This window comes from Clostridium sp. TW13, assembly GCF_024345225.1.
Taxonomy (GTDB): domain Bacteria; phylum Bacillota; class Clostridia; order Clostridiales; family Clostridiaceae; genus Inconstantimicrobium; species Inconstantimicrobium mannanitabidum.
Map to the genome: position 1 here is coordinate 4,312,370 of NZ_BROD01000001.1, position 17,919 is coordinate 4,330,288.

Consider the following 17,919-nt stretch of genomic DNA (forward strand, 5'->3'; position numbering starts at 1 on the left):
GGAAACATCCGTCTCTTATATTTGAGACAGGTGTTTTTTTATTATTAAAAAATGGAGGTAAAAGATATGGATATGTTTATTAACAAAATAACTAAAACAATATCTGAAAAGTTTGAAGAAAATGGCTATGATAGTGAATATGGAAAAGTTAATGTATCTAACAGACCGGATTTGTGCCAGTTTCAATGTAATGGTGCTTTAGCGGCTGCAAAGAAATATAAAAAGGCTCCAGTTGCTATTGCTACAGAAATTGTAGAGAGCCTTAAGTCTGTAGATATATTTGAAAGCTTATCAATAGCAGGACCTGGATTTATAAACATTACTGTTAAGGATAGTTTCTTAGTTCAATATATCAACAGCATGAAGGAAGATGAAAAATGTGGAGGGTCAACAGAAGAAGCACCTAAAACCATAGTTGTAGATTATGGTGGAGCTAATGTTGCTAAACCACTGCATGTAGGACATTTACGTTCTGCAATAATAGGAGAGAGTATAAAGAGAACTGCTAAGTTCTTAGGACACAATGTTATTGGTGATGTTCATCTTGGAGATTGGGGCTTACAAATGGGTATGGTAATAACTGAGGTAAAGAGACGTAACCCAGAGTTACCTTACTTTGATGACAATTTTACAGGAGAATACCCTAAAGAAGCACCATTTACAATAGATGCTCTTGAACAAATTTATCCTCATGCAAGTAAGTTAGCTAAGAGTGATGAAGCCATAATGGAAGAAGCAAAGCAAGCAACTCTAGAGCTTCAAAATGGAAGAAGAGGTTATGTAGCATTATGGAAGCATATTTTAAATGTTTCTGTTACTGACTTAAAGAGAAATTATGCAGCTTTAAATGTAGATTTCGATTTATGGAAGGGTGAAAGTGATGCTCAACCATATATTCCTGATATGGTTAAGTATCTTAAAGACAACAACTATGCTTACGAGAGTGAAGGAGCATTAGTGGTTGATGTATCTAAGGAAGATGATAAATTTGAAGTGCCACCATTCTTAGTATTAAAATCTGATGGTTCTTCATTATATGGAACTACAGACTTAGCCACTATAATCCAAAGAACTCAAGATTTTTCTCCAAATGAAATAATCTATTTAGCAGATAAAAGGCAATCTCTACACTTTGAACAGTTGTTTAGATGTGCAAAGAAATCAAATATATTACCAGAGAATACAGAGCTAGACTTTATAGGTTTTGGGACAATGAATGGTAAGGATGGAAAGCCATTTAAGACTCGTGAGGGCGGTGTTATGAGACTTCAGGATTTAATTGAAATAATTAAATCTGCTGTAAGAGAAAAGGTTGTTCAAAGTGATTCAGTTTCTGAAGATCAAGTAGAAGAAACAGCTAGAAAGATAGGTGCAGCTGCGCTTAAATATGGTGACTTATCAAATCAAGCAACTAAAGACTATATTTTTGATATAGAGAGATTCTCTTCTTTTGAAGGAAACACAGGTCCATATATTTTATATACTGTAGTTAGAATAAAATCTATACTATCTAAGTGTGTAGAGATAAGTTCTAAAGAAGGTATTTCAATTACTGGACCATATAGTGATGCTGAAAGAGATCTTATGCTGCAATTGGTTAAGTTTAACGAATATATAAATGTAAGTTTTAAAGATAAAGCTCCTCATAAGATATGTGAGTACATTTATGATTTATCAAATACATTTAGTAGATTCTACAGTAGCACAAAAATTGTTGCTGAAGAAGATATAAATAAGAAAACTTCATGGGTTGCGTTAATATCATTGGTTCAAAAGGTACTTGAATTAGGATTAGATTTATTAGGTATTGAAGCACCAGATAAGATGTAAGACATTTAAAAAAAATAAAGGAAGTATTCAGTTTTTAGATAAAGCTGAATGCTTCCTTTAAAAATATGGATTTAGCCTCTATGTGAGGATTTTGCTTACAGTTATTTATTTTAATAAAAGAAGAGTTTGGATAAAGGGTAAACAGATTATAGTTGTAGGTAGTTACATCTGATTTATTGTCTGTACCATATATAATAAGAAGCTTTGCTTTTGTTTTTTTAACATTCTTTACGGGATCATAGGATTTATTATCTAAATATAACTTGTTCAAGATAACTGTAGAAGTAGTGTTGTTAACCTTCAAATTCTCTTCAAATATATTATAATCAATATTGGAAGAATTAAAGAAATTTAACTTATATTTATATAGAGAATAAAAGTAATTATTTTTAATTATATCTGCAATTGATGAAGGTATTGAAGTAGTAGTATTAGTTAATTGATGAGGTGCAAGTAACAGTGAACTAGTTACATTATCATAAGTTGCTAATTCAAGAGAAATATTAGCACCAAAACCATGACCAATTACTGAATACTGTTTATATCCTAGAGAATTCATGAATTTATTACAGGTATAAGATAAATTATTAATTGAATAATCTAAATTCTCAGGTTTAGTGGATTCACCAAAACCAGGTAAATCTATTGCTATTACTGTATACCTTTTAGAAAGTTCACCAATGACGGAATTAAAATCAGCTGAGGAACTATTAAGATCGTGAACAAGTAATAGTGGACTTCCACTTCCTTTTTTTATATAAGCAATGCTTAAATTATCAAGCTTTTTAAAAGATTTTTCTGGAGATGTAATGAATATATTTACACCTACATAGCTTAGTATAGTTATAAAACTGAAAAATACTAAGGTCATAATAAGGATATTATTAATTTTAGTTTTGATTTTTTTCATGGCGTACTCCTCAAGAATTAGCTTAAATTAAGCTTCAATACTGTTAATAAAGTTTATGAGTTTACTTATATTAGTACAATCATTTCTTTTAGAATATAAGTTTAGTATATTCATTAATACATAATTATATTTAGGGATAAACTTTAATTGTACCATATCCATAAATTGTTTGGTTATGCTAGCAATTACCTTTTCGGAGTCATCTGATAGATTAACTAGCTGATTTAAAGATTGAAGGATATACTTTTCATTTTTAAATTCTTTAGCAGATTGTAAAGATTTATTAAAGAATGTTCTTGCGATATCTCTTTCGTTAATAGTTAAATATCCTAATCCAATACTATAATAAGTAGAGGCAAGATGAGAGTTTGATTCCAACGTCTTAATAGATTCTAAATAATTATAAAACTTATTTAAATAAATTTTAAGGTTTTTTATATCTTTTGTTTCTATATAGATTTCAATAATGTTAGTGAATAGTATTGTTTTACATAGTGGAGTAGTAGAATTATTTTTTAACATATTTTTGTTTAAAGTATTAGCAAGATCATACTTTTTCATGCCTTTATAGCAATTAGATTTTAGACAACAAAAATAAAAGTGTTTTTGCGGGTTGGATTTTAATATATTCGATAGATTTTCTTCAACATAAGTTATTTCATTCAATGCATCATCATAATTTTCAAGACTAATTAATGCAATTATTGAATTAAATCTAATAGCAAAAATTGAAGCAAGATCTCGTTTTTCATTCTCATATAAAGCTATTTTATTATAATTGATAGCAGCAGAATAGTTTTGCAGTCTAATACAAGAATAACCTATTAATGAACATATTGATGAAATTTCATCAGGAGAACTTGTACCACTATTTTCATAAGCTCTAAGATAATAAAAATAAGATTTAGAAGGATTGTTAGCTTCATCAAAAACATTTCCTAAATACATATAAAAATTGAATTTATCTTTTGCAGAAGAATAGATATTTATGTTTTTTTCTATATTCAGAAGTATATCATCATAAGTTCCACTATATATTTTTGATGGATCACTTTTTGTGCAATCAATGAATTTATTTATTACTGAATTAAGTTGATCTTCAACACTTTCTAGAAGATATTCTGGAGTTACAGAATAATTGATATTTTTTGTCATGCAAAGATTATTAATATTATTAGCAATTATAGTAGCTGTAGTCTTTGTTAGATTAGATTCTCCTCTTTCAATCATGGAGATTAAATTTCTAGTAATATCATTGCCTGAAATTTCATGCTGTCTAAAATTATAGGTTTTCCTAATGTTTTTAATCTTTTCACCTGGAGTAATGAGGTTAAAATTTTCCATAGTAATCGCCTCCATAGGTATATTATATATAAAACAATAATAAAGTACAAAAAAAGTTTTACAATTTGAGAATATACGGGTATTATAGGGGTATAAGTAATAAAGTGGGAGGGATAGAGTGAGTAGCAAGAAGAAAATAGTTTTAATAATCTTAATGTTAGGAAGTTTATCTGTCCCAGAATTTAAAAATGTAGCTAAGAATATTGAATTTGGGAGATCTAAGGCGATACAAACATTTGAAATGACTAGGATGGAAACTTTAATTGATATAACTCCAATAAAACCTGCAATAAAGATATATCCAAATGAGTCATGAATTAATAGAATAACAGATGAAAACGTAATTTAAGAGAATAAATCATGCTAAATAAGTAAAAAAAGGGACAACATCTTATAGTAGATATTGCCCCTTTTAGGATTTAGAAGTCACATAATCCTGTAGTTCTTGGGAACGGAATTACGTCTCTTATGTTTGACATTCCAGTAATGTACATGATAAGTCTTTCAAAACCAAGTCCATATCCTGCATGTTTAGTTTCTCCGTACTTTCTTAATTCAAGATACCACCAGTAATCTTCCTTCTTTAAGCCAAGTTCAGCTATTCTTGCTTCAAGGTTAGCTAGTCTTTCTTCTCTTTGACTTCCACCAATGATTTCTCCTATTCCAGGTACTAGACAGTCAGCAGCTGCAACAGTTTTATTATCTTCATTCATTCTCATGTAGAATGCTTTTATATCCTTTGGATAATCAGTTACAAAAACAGGCTTTTTAAAGATTTCTTCTGTTAAATATCTTTCATGTTCTGTTTGTAAATCGGCACCCCATTCAACTTTATATTCAAATGGTTTATCACATTTTTGTAGTAATTCTACTGCTTCAGTGTAGCTGATTCTCTTAAATTCTGAGTTTACAACATGATTTAATCTTTCTAATAATCCCTTATCTATGAAGCTATTGAAGAATTCCATTTCTTCTGGACATTCATCCATAACATATTGAATTACATATTTAAGCATATCTTCTGCACAATCCATATAATCTGATAAATCTGCAAAAGCAAGTTCTGGTTCAACCATCCAGAATTCAGCAGCATGTCTTGTGGTATTTGAATTTTCAGCTCTGAAAGTAGGTCCAAATGTGTAAATATTTCTAAAAGCCAAAGCAAAAGCTTCACCATTCAATTGGCCTGAAACTGTTAAATTAGATTCTTTACCAAAGAAATCTTGACTGTAATCTATATTTCCATTTTCAGTTTTTGGAGGATTTGTCATGTCTAAAGTTGTTACTCTGAACATTTCGCCAGCACCTTCAGTATCTGAACCTGTTATTAATGGTGTATTTACATAAACAAAGTTTCTTTCTTGGAAGAACTTATGTATAGCATACGCAGCTACTGAACGAACTCTAAATACTGCAGAGAATGCATTACTTCTTGGTCTTAAATGAGATATCGTTCTTAAATATTCAAATGTATGTCTTTTCTTTTGTAGTGGAAAATCTGAATCTGACATACCTTCTAATATAATTTGTTTTGCTTGAATTTCGAAAGGTTGTTTTGCTTCAGGAGTAGCTACAAGTTTTCCTACAACAGTTATTGATGAGCTTATTGGAAGTTTAGATATTTCTTTGAAGTTTTCAAGGTTTTGCTCAAAAACCACTTGAATGTTTTTAAAGAAAGTACCATCATTAACTTCAATGAAGCCAAAAGCATTAGAGGCTCTTAATGTTCTTATCCAGCCTGAAATTTGTACTTCTTTATTTAAGTAATCTTGCTCGTTTCTATAAAGTGTTTTGATAAAAATTGATTTATTCATTTTTATACTTCTCCTTAATTTGTATTTGTAATGAATTTATGAAATTAAAACAAAAAACCTAACATCCACACTGGGACGAAAGGTATAAATTCTGTAGTATCACCTAAATTGCCCAAAGGCTATAATAACACTAAAATATAATTACATTATCAAGTAAAATTTTAACCTATAAATACTAAATTTGCAATGGGTTAAAAAACAAAAATCAACGTATTTTTAACATTTTGACAGTTTCATAATCAGAATCAACTCTAAAAAATTCATCTCTAAGTGAAGTTTGAGGATTAATGTCAGGATTTATAGAAGTCCTTTCACTTGATCCATCAGAATATACCTTAGTGGAGTAAGTCAGAAATAAATTTGAACAGCTTAATAGTTTTGTTCTAGGATTTGCAAAAACTTTTTGAACTCCCCCAGTAGGTTCTCCTATAATTTTAACATTAGAAAAACTTTGTTTAAAGTTCAAGGCAGCAAATGCACCTGCTGAAAAGGTTGAATTATCTGTAAAAACAAAAATTCTATTTTTGGATTTTTGAAAGTTATTAAATTTACTATCAATAGATAATTTTTTTATCAGGAATTTAATTAATTTAGGATTTCCACCTAAATTTCCTCTTACATCTATAATAAATTTTTCGGCAGAAGAGTTATCAAAATCTTTGACAAGTTTATCAAAGAAAGAATTTAAGTTAGCATCGTAACTAGAAGTATCCTCACCTATAATTAATGCTGTATTTCTATCAAGGCAGGAATGATATTTAAAATAGAATATTTTTGAAGCAGTATCGGTAGTATACCAATAATTCTCGTTACTGTTGACAGGTCTTTGAGGAATAGTTTGTTTAGTTCTTTGCAAATCTATGAAGGTTGATTCTTGAAACTTTTCTTGTGTGAATGGAAAAATCTTTGCATTTAGTTTTTTGCCAGATAAATCTTCTAATTCTAAATCTAAATAACCAGAAGGAATTATATTTAAGACTTTTAAAAGTTCATAGTTTTCAAGATTGATTAAAAGTTTATGCTTTTGCCAAGCACTGCTTTCATTTGGACATATTGAATTAAGTGTATTTACGATTGAAGACAAAGGAACATTATTTATTTTTATGACTCTATATCCTAATAATCTTTTGTATTTTTTAATACAGCCTGTTATACGTAGAGAATTATTATCAAACCAGTAAAATGATATTGGAAAGTATCTATTGGTTTTTACATAGGTTTCAGTATGCCCATCTCCTATAGAGGCTATGAGCTTCATAATTTCTAATCTCATCTTATCAACAGTGTATTTATTTTGGTTATCGAATAAGTTGTTAATCTTGCCATAATAACTTTCTTGTGAAATCTTAAAAAATAAATCTGGATGTTTCTTAGGAAGAACATTCTTTAAAAAAATTAAATCATCATAATAAGGCATAGTATCAACCATATTGCAATGATTTGTATAAATTGAATATTTATAAACTAAATTGATGATTAATGAGGACATGCAAAATACTAGTATACAAAAGAGAGAAAATATTAAGTTTTTAATATACTTCATTTTATCACGTCCTCAAATAAGTTTTGCTTTATTCAATACCACTCTCGTAAGAGTTGATTAACCTACTAGGAAATTTATTTAATTGCATATCTTTTATTATTTTATTGTAGTCATATTCTACTGATTTTATTTTGGCTTTTATAGGCATATTGTCATATATCTCCAGAATGGCATAAGTTGCGTTAGGAGAACCATTTTTAGGCTTGCCCACACTTCCGGCATTAATTAGCAATTTATTATTGAAATTTTTAATATAAGGCATATGAGTATGAGCACATATCAACACATCCTCTGATAGATTATTCATTATAGCATCTAAGTTCTCATAGTCCTCAGTTAAATATTCATTAATCTTATCAGGGCTGCCGTGAACTAATTTGATTTTTCTATTTCCGAAGTCTAATGTCATAGATGTAGGAAGTGAAGATAAGAAAAATTTATTTGAAGCTCTTAGTTCATCAAATGTCCATGGCAAAGAGAAGGAATTTGTTTCTGTATTTCTGATATAGGTATAAGAATTATCAATAACAGAGGCATCATAATTTCCTTTTAATGAGAGAATGTTACGTCGTTTAATTAAAGAAATAACTTCGTTAGGATGGCACCCATATCCAACTAAGTCTCCAAGACAAATTATAGATGTAACATCTTCAGAATCTATATCATCTAATACTTTCATCAATGCATAAAGATTACTATGTATATCTGAAATTACAGCAAGTTTCATAAAATCAACCTCCCAAATTATATTTTAATTATTTTATTATAATTATATGTTTATTTAAATATTATAACACTAAACTTGTACATATAAATATAACTTCAGGTTGACCAAATTAAGAAATTTTTATTCCTATGATTTTATCATTAAACGTTTTGTTAAGGCATTTGAAAGTACATAGTTTTATATACTGGTGTATTTGGAATTGTTATTTATTTTCAGATGTCTAATATTGAGTTATAATGATTTATAAGAAAATGCAATTAGTAGTATGGATTGTTTTATAAATTAAAGGAGTGATTGACTAATGAATAAAGGAAGAGTGAATAGATTAATAGATGAAATGAAAAATCAAGGTTTAGAACAAATGCTAGTGTCATCCCCAGCATCAATATTCTATCTTACAGGAAAATGGATTGAACCAGGTGAAAGAATGCTTGCTCTTTATATTAATATAAATGGAGCAAGTAAACTTTTAGTGAATGAATTATTCCCTATACATGAAGATTTAGGAGTTGAAATTCTTTGGCATAATGATACTAAGAATCCAATAGACGATTTATTAAAAGTAGTTCATAAGGATAAAAAACTTGGAGTTGATAAAAATTGGCCAGCTCACTTTCTTATAAGTTTAATGGAGAGAAATGGAGCTAATGGTTATGCAAATGGTTCTAAGATAGTTGATACAATAAGAATGAGAAAAGATGAACAGGAAAAAGAGCTTATGAGAAAAGCTTCCAAGTTAAATGATGAGGCAATAGATAAAGTAATAAAGAATTTATCTATGAATAAAACTGAGAAACAAGTTTGCAGAGAGATTGGTGAAAGCTTTGAAGAGATGAACACTCAAGGTAATTCCTTTGCACCAATTGTAGGATATGGAGCCAATGGAGCAGATCCACATCATGATTCAGATGCTTCTCTTCCTAAAGCAGGAGATACAGTTATTATAGATATGGGCTGTAGAAATGAAAATTATTGCTCAGATATGACAAGAACAGTTTTCTTAGGTGAACCTACTGAAGAGGGAAAGAAGGTTTATAACACAGTATTAGAAGCAAACAGAGCAGGTATAGCTGCTGTAAAACCTGGTGTAAGATTTTGTGATATAGATAAGGCTGCTAGAGATGTTATTGAAAAGGCTGGTTACGGAAAATACTTTACACATAGAACAGGACATAGTATAGGAATAGAGGTACATGATTTTGGTGATGTAAGTGCTGTGAATAAAGCAAAGGTAGAACCAGGAATGATATTCTCAATAGAACCAGGAGTTTATCTATCAGGAAATCTTGGAGTTAGAATAGAAGATTTAGTAATGGTAACAGAGGATGGTTGTGAAGTTTTAAATAACTATACTAAAGAGATGATTGTGCTGTAGTGTTTTTCAATTTTTATCCTTAATAAAAATATATTTACATTTGAATATTTTTGTGGAATAATAAGTTTATTTAAGGAGGTTGATTATAATGAGTATTAGTTATTTTGAAGCACTTTTATTAATACTAGCATCCGTAGGAATTGTGGCATCAATTGTATATGTAGGATATCGTCTTTTAAAACCTATTATGCAAAAAGCAAATTAAAGAATATATACTTATATAGCAAGAACAGACGATGTAATTAAGTGAATTACATCGTCTGTTTTAGATTATATATTTTTAATTATATTAGTCATTAAATTTATGAAAGTTTCTTTTACCTTATTTGAAGTTTCCATTACTTCTTCATGACATAAAGGTTGATCAAGGATTCCTGCAGCCATGTTAGTCATGCAAGAGACACCTATAACCTTTAAACCACAGTGGTTTGCAACAACTACTTCAGGTACTGTAGACATACCAACAGCATCTCCACCTAGAATTCTTGCCATTCTAACTTCAGCAGGAGTTTCATATGTTGGACCGCTGAACATAGCGTATACACCTTCTTGTAATGTTACATTAATGCTCTTAGCAATTTCTTTAACCTTGTTTCTAAGGTCTTTGTCATAAGCGTTTGACATATCTGGGAAACGAGGTCCAAATTCATCAAGATTTTTACCCATTAATGGATTTCTTCCTGATAAGTTTATATGATCAGAAATAAGCATTAAGTCTCCTGGATTAAATTCTGCATTAACAGCACCAGCAGCATTTGTAACTATTAGAGTTTTTACACCTAAAAGTTTCATTACTCTAACAGGGAAGGTAACATCGTTCATTTCATAACCTTCATAGAAGTGGAATCTACCTTGCATAGCAACAACTTGTTTTCCTTGGAAGTTACCTATAACAAGTTTTCCAGCATGGCCTTCTACTGTAGATACGGGAAAGTTAGGAATTTCGCTGTAATTATAATATTCAGCATTTTCAATTTGATCAGCAATAGCACCTAAACCAGATCCTAAGATAAGCCCAATTTCAGGTTTGAATTTTGTTTTAGTTAATATAAACTCAGCAGAGTTTTGTAATTTCGTTGATAAATCCATAATTTCACCTCAAAAGATTGTATTTATTATTTTAATAGTTCTGTTAATATACTTTCACCATTTTCAAGTTTATCTGCATTAAAGATATCAAGTATAGTCTGACCTATAGTATAGAAACCAGCTTTAGTTCCTAGGTTATGACCAGATTTTAATTGTTTGCCATAAGCTAGGAAAGGAACATATTCTCTAGTGTGATCAGTACCAGGGAAGGTTGGATCACAACCATGATCAGCAGTGATGAAAAGCACATCTTCATCAGTCATAGTATCCATAATTTCTTTTAATCTTAAGTCAAAAGCTTCAAGACCTTCACCATAAGCTTTGGCATCATTTCTATGACCCCACTTCATATCGAAGTCTACAAGGTTTGTAAAGATAAGTCCAGAATCACTATTTCTCATGTAATCTAGAGTTTTATCTACACCATCCATGTTATCTTTTGTATGAACAGCATCAGTTATCCCCATTCCAGAGAAAATATCTTCAATCTTACCAACAGCCATAACTCTTACGCCTTTATCTTTTAATATATCTAAAGCTGTTTTGTGTGGAGGAAGTAGAGCATAATCTCTTCTGTTAGGAGTTCTTGTAAAGTTTGCTGGAGTTCCTAAGAAAGGTCTTGCAATAACTCTAGCTACAGAATATTCTCCTGTAAGCATTTCACGAGCAATCTCACAATACTTGTATAAGTCTTCTAGAGGAACTATTTCTTCGTGAGCAGCAATTTGGAAAACACTATCTGCAGATGTATAAACTATTAATGCTCCTGTCTTCATGTGTTCTTCACCAAGTTCATCAAGGATAGCAGTACCAGAAGCAGGTTTATTTCCGATTACTTTTCTGCCTGTTTTTTCTTCGAACATTTTTATTAATTCATCTGGGAATCCGTTTGGATATGTAGGAAATGCGACTTCGGATTTTACTCCAACCATTTCCCAATGGCCAGTTACTGTATCTTTCCCGTTTGAAGCTTCATGTAATCTACCAAATACGCCTATTGGGTTTTTAACAGAATTAAGATTTTCGATATTATCAATATTACCTAAGCCTAACGCTTCCATATTAGGCAACTTTAATCCTCCATTAAATTTAGCGACATGACCCATGGTATTGGCACCAACATCACCATATTTATCAGCATCAGGTAGAGCCCCAATACCAACGCTATCAAGTACTATAAATATAACTCTCTTTATCATAAAAATCACCTCATTAAATTATTGAGTATGTGTATATTTAGTATATATAATATATGTATATATTATTTCAAAGAAATTAATAATTGGCAAGTGAAAGCGCTTCCTTATTTAAAAATAAACGTAACTTAGAGTTACGTTTCGTTAAAATTTCTTTTCTGAACCTAATAACATTAGTTCAGGTGTTAAGGTTACATTTCTCTGCTTGCATCCATCAGAATTATTTAGTTCATCTATAAGTATCTGCATTCCTAATTTGCCAATCTCACAACTATCACCGTTAACACAACTGATATTTAAGCCTAAAGCACTAAGGATTTCTATTTTATCAAAAGTTATTATGGATAAGTCTCGAGGAATATCTAACCCATCTTCTTTAAAAGCTTTTAATGCACCTAAGGTCATTTGGTTGCTACATATAAATATTGAAGAAGGTCTAGGATTCAATTTCAAGAATTCTTTGGCTTGCATATAACCACTGTTAAAAGTATAATCTCCATAAAATATGTAATCTTCATTAATAGGGATATTATTTAACATAAGTGCCTTTTGGTATCCTTTGAATCTGTCCTTAGAATGAACTGATGTCATTCTACCAGTTAATATTCCAATTTCTCTGTGCCCAGCATTAATTAGGGCTTCGGTAGCATCGAAAGCGCCTTTAAGATTATCAACTAATACTGAATTAAAATTAGAATATCTTAAATATCCATCTACAAGAACAGTAGGAATATTTGAATTATATATTGCTTTAGAGTAGTCGCTGTTTAAATCATTATCTACTGATGTTGGAGTAAGCAATAATCCACGTATTCTTTGATCTTTTAAAGCTTTAATGGCTTTTAATTCTTTTTCAGCACTTTCATTTGAATCGCATAACAAAATATTAAGATTATTTTTATCAGCAATTTCGCTTATGCCTCTAATGATTTCTCCATAGAATGGATTTGTTATGTCCGGAAGAATTACGCCTATTGTATTAGTTATATTTTTAGATAAGCTTCTAGCAATAGCACTAGGAGAATAGTTATGCTTTTCTATCACACCTAGAATACGCTTTTTAGTCTCATCTTTTACATAACCAGAGTCATTAAGAACTCTAGAAACTGTTGCAAGCGATACGCCTGCTTCTTTTGCTATATCATTAATTGTAACTGCCATGATTAACCCCCTATAACATATATTATAAAAGAAAGGGGCAATTTAACAAGTTAATTTTACGAATAATGTATGTTATTCGTAAAATAGTGTACGTTTTATCCAGAAATATAAATAAAAAGATAGCCATAATAGTTAAGTATAAAACAAAATATATTTAACTTTAGGCTATCTTTAATTTATGATATTTTTTTCGGGTTATGCATTAACTTATTGTTGTTATGCTCCTTCACTTAAGAAGCTGTACTGAGCGATATATAAACTATAGTAAGTACCTTTTAATTTTAGAAGTTCTTCGTGTGTACCACATTCGGTTATACAGCCGTGAGAAACAACCATGATTTTATCGCAATCTCTTATTGTTGACAATCTGTGAGCAATAACTAAAGAGGTTCTGCCAAGAAGTAGTTTTTGGATTCCTTTTTGAACAAGTCTCTCAGTATAGGTATCTATATTAGAGGTTGCTTCATCTAATATTAATATTCTAGGATTTGCAAGTAACGCTCTGGCAAAAGAGATAAGTTGTCTTTGGCCTAAGCTTAGTCTTGAACCTCTCTCGTTAACATTAGTATCATATCCATCTTCAAGTTGCATGATAAAGTCATGAGCATTAACTGCCTTTGCAGCTCTTATTATATCTTCATCAGTTGCATTAAGGTTTCCATAACGGATATTTTCTTTGACTGAGCAAGAGAATAAGAAGGTGTCTTGAAGCATTATACCCATTTGGCTTCGAAGACTCTCTAGGTCTACATTCTTTATATCATGTCCATCAATTAGAACTCTACCAATTTGAGGATCATAGAACCTACTTATTAAAGAAGTAATAGTGGTTTTACCAGCACCTGTTTCTCCAACAAGTGCTACCTTTTCTCCAGCTTTAATTGTGAAACTTACATCATCAAGAGCTTTAGAGTTTCCATCATAGAAGAAGGTAACATCCTCAAATTCTATATCTCCCTTTATCTTAGGCATAACTTCAGCATTTTCTACATTCTCAATAGTAGGTTCCATATCTAAGATATCGAAAATTCTTTCAGCTGCAGAGAAGTTAGATATAAGTGTAGTATAGAAGTTGGCAAGATTTGTGATAGGTCTCCAAAGCATTCCTAAATACATAGTAAAAGCTATTAACACACCAGTAGAAATTTCTCCACTTCTTGTTAGATAATAACCAACCAAAAGAACTAGTACAGTTCCAAGCCCGTGAGATATATCAATAACAGGCCAGAAAAAGTCTTGAATTTTAACTGCTGTTACGAAGCCATTGTAATGTTCATTTACATGAAAATCAAATCCTTCTTCCTTAAGTTTTTCTTTGTTGAAACCTTCTGTAACTTTTATTCCAGAGAAAGACTCATGTGAAAAAGCTATTAAGTTTGAACGTTTTTGTCTAAAAGCGCTCCAAAGCTTAGTAGATTTGATTTCTATAAAGAACATAGAAATCATCAATATTGGTATAAAGGCTAAACAACTTAACGCTAGCTTAGGATTTAGTGAAAACATCATTATTACAACCAATATAAGAGTAAATAAATCAGGTATTGTATTTGTTATACATGTGTTTAATAGATTTTGTAAAGAGTTAACGTCACCAACAACTCTTGCTAGTATCTTTCCAACAGGTCTACTGTCGAAGAAATTGAAAGAAAGAGTTTGTATATGAGAATATAGCTCATGACGTATATTTACTAACACTTTATTTGCAAGTTCGTTCATCCATAATAATCTAAACTTAGATAATATCATAGCAATAAAGCTAACAGAAAGAAGCAATATACCCATCTTACCTAAGCCGGCAAGATCTTTATTGGCCACATAGGTGTCAATTGCAACTTCTAGCAAATAAGGGATTAATATTGAGCAAGCCATTACAATTAGCATGAAAAGTATTATAACACTAACTTTAAGTTTGTAAGGCTTGAGGTACGACAGTATTCTTCGTATAACTGTCAGTTTAGATTGTTTTGATATAACTTCATCTTTATCAATACTGTTTACAGCCATTTTATCCAACCTCACTTTCTAACATATCGAAATCTTTAAATTGATCACAGTAGATATCATAATAGTAGCCTTTTTTTGCAAGTAACTCATCATGATTACCGTATTCAACTACATGTCCATTTTCCATAAATAGAATAATATCTGCATTTTTAACTGCTGAAATTCTATGACCTATTATGAAGGTAGTAGGATGGACATCGTAATTTTGATTTAAATTTTTAAGAAGAGTAAATTCAGTTTCCATATCCAAAGCAGAAGTAGCATCGTCTAGAATTAGGATTTTACCATTTCTAGCAAGAGCTCTTGCTATTGATAATCTTTGTTTCTGTCCACCAGAAAGACCTAATCCTCTTTCTCCAATTAGGGTATCAAAACCATCTTCAAAAGAATTAATGAAGTTATAAGCACAAGCTTTTTCGCTTACAGTTATTAAATCTTCTTTTGAAAGATCACCATTAGAAAATTTTATATTGTTTTCAATAGTATCAGAGAATAAGAAGGTGTCTTGGAATACTATAGACATCTTGCTTCTTAGTAGATTTAAGTCCCAATTCTTAACGTTAACGCCATCGATAAGAATCTCTCCTTCACAAGGATCATAGTATCTGCCAATCAAACTTAATAAAGAAGACTTACCAGCACCTGTAGTTCCCATGATAGCAACGGTGCTTCCAGCAGGAATATTTAAGTTTATATTTTTTAATACAGCGTCCTCTTCTGTATTGTATTTTAAACTAACATTTCTAAATTCTATATCTCCTTTAATTTCATCAGGGCTATAAGAATTAGACTCTGATAAAATTTCTGGTTCTTTGTTTAAAATGGTAAAAATCTTTTCGCTAGAAGCTTTATTTTGAGCTAATAGTGAAGTTACGTTTCCAACCATTCTTGAGCAGTTAACTAGTGTTAAAACATAGCTACTGAATGCAAGTAAGGTACCAAGAGTGATTTGTCCTTTAATTGCAAGGTAACCACCAAATACTATCATTACCACTAATGAGATGTTTGTTAGGAAATCCATAAGTGGAAGATAGGTACTTGTTACTTTTGAAAGTTTCACATTTAAATCATAATAAACATTATTGATGTTTAAGAATTTTAAAATCTCATGCTTTTCTCTAGCAAAGGATTTTACCAATCTAACACCTGAAATGTTTTGTTGAGCGGTTGAATTTATTTGAGCTGTTTGGTCACTAATTGCATCATAGTTTGTTGATAACTTCTTATGAAATCTTAAATTTAAAAATCCTATAGGAAGAAGAGCTACCAAACAAGCTAATCCAAGTTGCCAATCCAAAAATAGCATCATGGTTAAGCTTAATCCAAAGCAAAGAATACTTTCAACAAAAAGTCTAAGTCCAAAGGAAATAGTTTGCCAGATTATATCTGTATCTTCACTCATTCTAGACATAAGTTCCCCAGTATTCATGCCGTCAAAATATGAGAATTCAAAACTTTGAATTTTCTTAAATAAGTCCTGTCGTATAGAACGAGATATTTTTAGTGACACTATGTCAAACAAATACTCCTTCACATAAGCTGCTATACTTCTAGTTATTGCAACCACAAAAAGTATAGTTAATAAGGTAAATAATAGTTTAGTGTTACCATCTTTAAATGCTTTATCAACTAGTATCTTTTGAATATAAGGTGATAAGTTATCAGCGATAATACAAAGGATCATAGCTAGTATTGGCACTACAAATGATAAAGTGTACTTTTTAATGTACTTTTGAAATAATTCCATAAATATCCCCCTTGTTGAGTAATAATTTGTTAATAGATAGATATGCATGCCTCCTTAAGAAACTTATGAAATAAAAGCAAAAAAGGAGCATAGAAAACCCATGCTCCTTCTTACAAATGCATATGCAAAAAAGCATCGGGATAGCCCCGATGCTTTTTATCCACGTAAAAGCTTGAAATCAAATAAACTAATTTGATTTCAAATTAGAGGTAGGGCTATAATTATTTGATATTCTGTTCTTATTAGCAATCAGTTGTCTAAATACTAAATTAATCATAATTCTACCTCGCTTTCTTAAATTTAACATATATTAAGTATATATGTATATTTTGTACAAGTCAATAGCAAGTAATTAATAATTTGAATTATTAAGAAAAAATAAAATATTTATTAAAATGATAATTGCAAACATTTTGCCTAGTATAATATAAATAAGGGGAGTGGAGGAGGAGCAATGAAGAGGAATATTTTGAAAAAGAAAAAAGTGAGAGTATCATTAACTGTTATTTTATTAATTTGTCTTATGTTTCAAGGGTATATATGGTGGATACCAGTTATGACTGAGGCTAAAACTAGTGATGCCATAATAGTTTTAGGTTGTCAACTTCATGGAGAAATCCCTAGTGCATTTTTGAGGGAGAGAACATTAAAGGCTGCTCAATTATATAAGCAAAATAAAGGAAAGTATATAATTGTTTCAGGAGGTCAGGGACCGGGGGAAACTATTTCTGAAGCAGAAGGCATGAAGAGAATATTGCTTCAAGAAGGTATTCCTGAAAGTTCAATAATATTAGAAGACAAATCAAGGAATACAAATGAGAATATTAAAAATTCAAAGCAAATATTAGATAAGATGAATTTGAAAAGTGTAATAGTAGTCTCCAATGATTTTCATTTAAGAAGAGCAAAAGTTTTATGTGATAAAAATAATTTGTCAGCTAGTTATTCAGGAGTATTTGTGAAACAATATATTTTTAAAGAAGTTTATGGAGCTATTAGGGAAATGCCAGGAATAATTAAGGATGTATTATTTAACTAGTTTATAATAATATTTTTAATAAAAAAAGAGTTAATGTAGTTTGCGAATAAACTATATTAACTCTTTTAGCCATTTGAAGATAAATAATAAGCCCCAATATTCGGCTCATATTTTGACTTATTTATTTTCACATGCTTTAT

General features: G+C 30.3%; 14 protein-coding genes and 1 other annotated feature (1 of these 15 running past the window's edge). Of the genes, 4 read left to right on the top strand and 10 right to left on the bottom strand.

The window, feature by feature from the left end; all coding sequences use genetic code 11:
* Window positions 1-19, top strand: a binding site (T-box leader) (it extends 198 nt beyond the left edge of the window).
* A gap of 47 nt (window positions 20-66) precedes the next feature.
* Window positions 67-1,830, top strand: coding sequence for an arginine--tRNA ligase (argS, locus tag OCU47_RS20055; protein ID WP_261830345.1), 1,764 nt, complete (start codon window positions 67-69; stop codon window positions 1,828-1,830).
* Between the two features lie 34 nt (window positions 1,831-1,864).
* Here argS and OCU47_RS20060 read toward each other — a convergent pair whose 3' ends face one another.
* Window positions 1,865-2,740, bottom strand: coding sequence for an alpha/beta hydrolase (locus tag OCU47_RS20060; RefSeq protein WP_261830346.1), 876 nt, complete (start codon window positions 2,738-2,740; stop codon window positions 1,865-1,867).
* Between the two features lie 27 nt (window positions 2,741-2,767).
* Complete coding sequence (locus OCU47_RS20065) at window positions 2,768-4,084, bottom strand: helix-turn-helix domain-containing protein (protein ID WP_261830347.1); 1,317 nt, start codon at window positions 4,082-4,084, stop codon at window positions 2,768-2,770.
* A gap of 118 nt (window positions 4,085-4,202) precedes the next feature.
* On the opposite strand from OCU47_RS20065, the gene OCU47_RS20070 reads away from it, so the two are divergent.
* On the top strand, window positions 4,203-4,400 hold the full coding sequence (locus OCU47_RS20070) for a hypothetical protein (RefSeq protein ID WP_261830348.1): 198 nt from the start codon (window positions 4,203-4,205) through the stop codon (window positions 4,398-4,400).
* A 103-nt stretch (window positions 4,401-4,503) separates the two neighbouring features.
* Here OCU47_RS20070 and asnS read toward each other — a convergent pair whose 3' ends face one another.
* From asnS to OCU47_RS20085, 3 genes are all read right to left on the bottom strand, one after another.
* Entirely contained in the window at window positions 4,504-5,898 is a 1,395-nt protein-coding gene (asnS, locus tag OCU47_RS20075) for an asparagine--tRNA ligase (protein ID WP_261830349.1), read from the bottom strand.
* 205 nt (window positions 5,899-6,103) lie between these two features.
* A complete protein-coding gene (locus OCU47_RS20080) occupies window positions 6,104-7,441 on the bottom strand; it encodes a S41 family peptidase (protein WP_261830350.1) in 1,338 nt (445 codons plus the stop codon).
* A 28-nt stretch (window positions 7,442-7,469) separates the two neighbouring features.
* Window positions 7,470-8,168 (bottom strand): metallophosphoesterase family protein, encoded by a 699-nt coding sequence (locus OCU47_RS20085; RefSeq protein ID WP_261830351.1) that lies wholly within the window; start codon window positions 8,166-8,168, stop codon window positions 7,470-7,472.
* A 301-nt stretch (window positions 8,169-8,469) separates the two neighbouring features.
* On the opposite strand from OCU47_RS20085, the gene OCU47_RS20090 reads away from it, so the two are divergent.
* Window positions 8,470-9,543, top strand: coding sequence for a M24 family metallopeptidase (locus OCU47_RS20090; protein ID WP_261830352.1), 1,074 nt, complete (start codon window positions 8,470-8,472; stop codon window positions 9,541-9,543).
* A gap of 270 nt (window positions 9,544-9,813) precedes the next feature.
* Here the strand turns inward: OCU47_RS20090 and OCU47_RS20095 are convergent, their stop codons facing one another.
* The 5 genes from OCU47_RS20095 to OCU47_RS20115 all read right to left on the bottom strand — a co-directional run bounded on the left by OCU47_RS20095 (window position 9,814) and on the right by OCU47_RS20115 (window position 16,740).
* The gene (locus OCU47_RS20095; protein ID WP_261830353.1) at window positions 9,814-10,632 is read right to left on the bottom strand and encodes a purine-nucleoside phosphorylase; all 819 of its coding nucleotides are present in this window, start codon (window positions 10,630-10,632) and stop codon (window positions 9,814-9,816) included.
* A gap of 26 nt (window positions 10,633-10,658) precedes the next feature.
* Complete coding sequence (locus tag OCU47_RS20100; protein ID WP_261830354.1) at window positions 10,659-11,831, bottom strand: phosphopentomutase; 1,173 nt, start codon at window positions 11,829-11,831, stop codon at window positions 10,659-10,661.
* 141 nt (window positions 11,832-11,972) lie between these two features.
* Window positions 11,973-12,989: a LacI family DNA-binding transcriptional regulator gene (locus OCU47_RS20105; protein WP_261830355.1), complete on the bottom strand. Its 1,017-nt coding sequence runs from the start codon at window positions 12,987-12,989 to the stop codon at window positions 11,973-11,975.
* Between the two features lie 216 nt (window positions 12,990-13,205).
* Window positions 13,206-14,993: an ABC transporter ATP-binding protein gene (locus tag OCU47_RS20110; protein WP_261830356.1), complete on the bottom strand. Its 1,788-nt coding sequence runs from the start codon at window positions 14,991-14,993 to the stop codon at window positions 13,206-13,208.
* A 1-nt stretch (window position 14,994) separates the two neighbouring features.
* The gene (locus OCU47_RS20115; RefSeq protein WP_261830357.1) at window positions 14,995-16,740 is read right to left on the bottom strand and encodes an ABC transporter ATP-binding protein; all 1,746 of its coding nucleotides are present in this window, start codon (window positions 16,738-16,740) and stop codon (window positions 14,995-14,997) included.
* A 454-nt stretch (window positions 16,741-17,194) separates the two neighbouring features.
* On the opposite strand from OCU47_RS20115, the gene OCU47_RS20120 reads away from it, so the two are divergent.
* Complete coding sequence (locus OCU47_RS20120) at window positions 17,195-17,779, top strand: YdcF family protein (RefSeq protein ID WP_261830358.1); 585 nt, start codon at window positions 17,195-17,197, stop codon at window positions 17,777-17,779.
* Window positions 17,780-17,919: the final 140 nt, after the last annotated feature.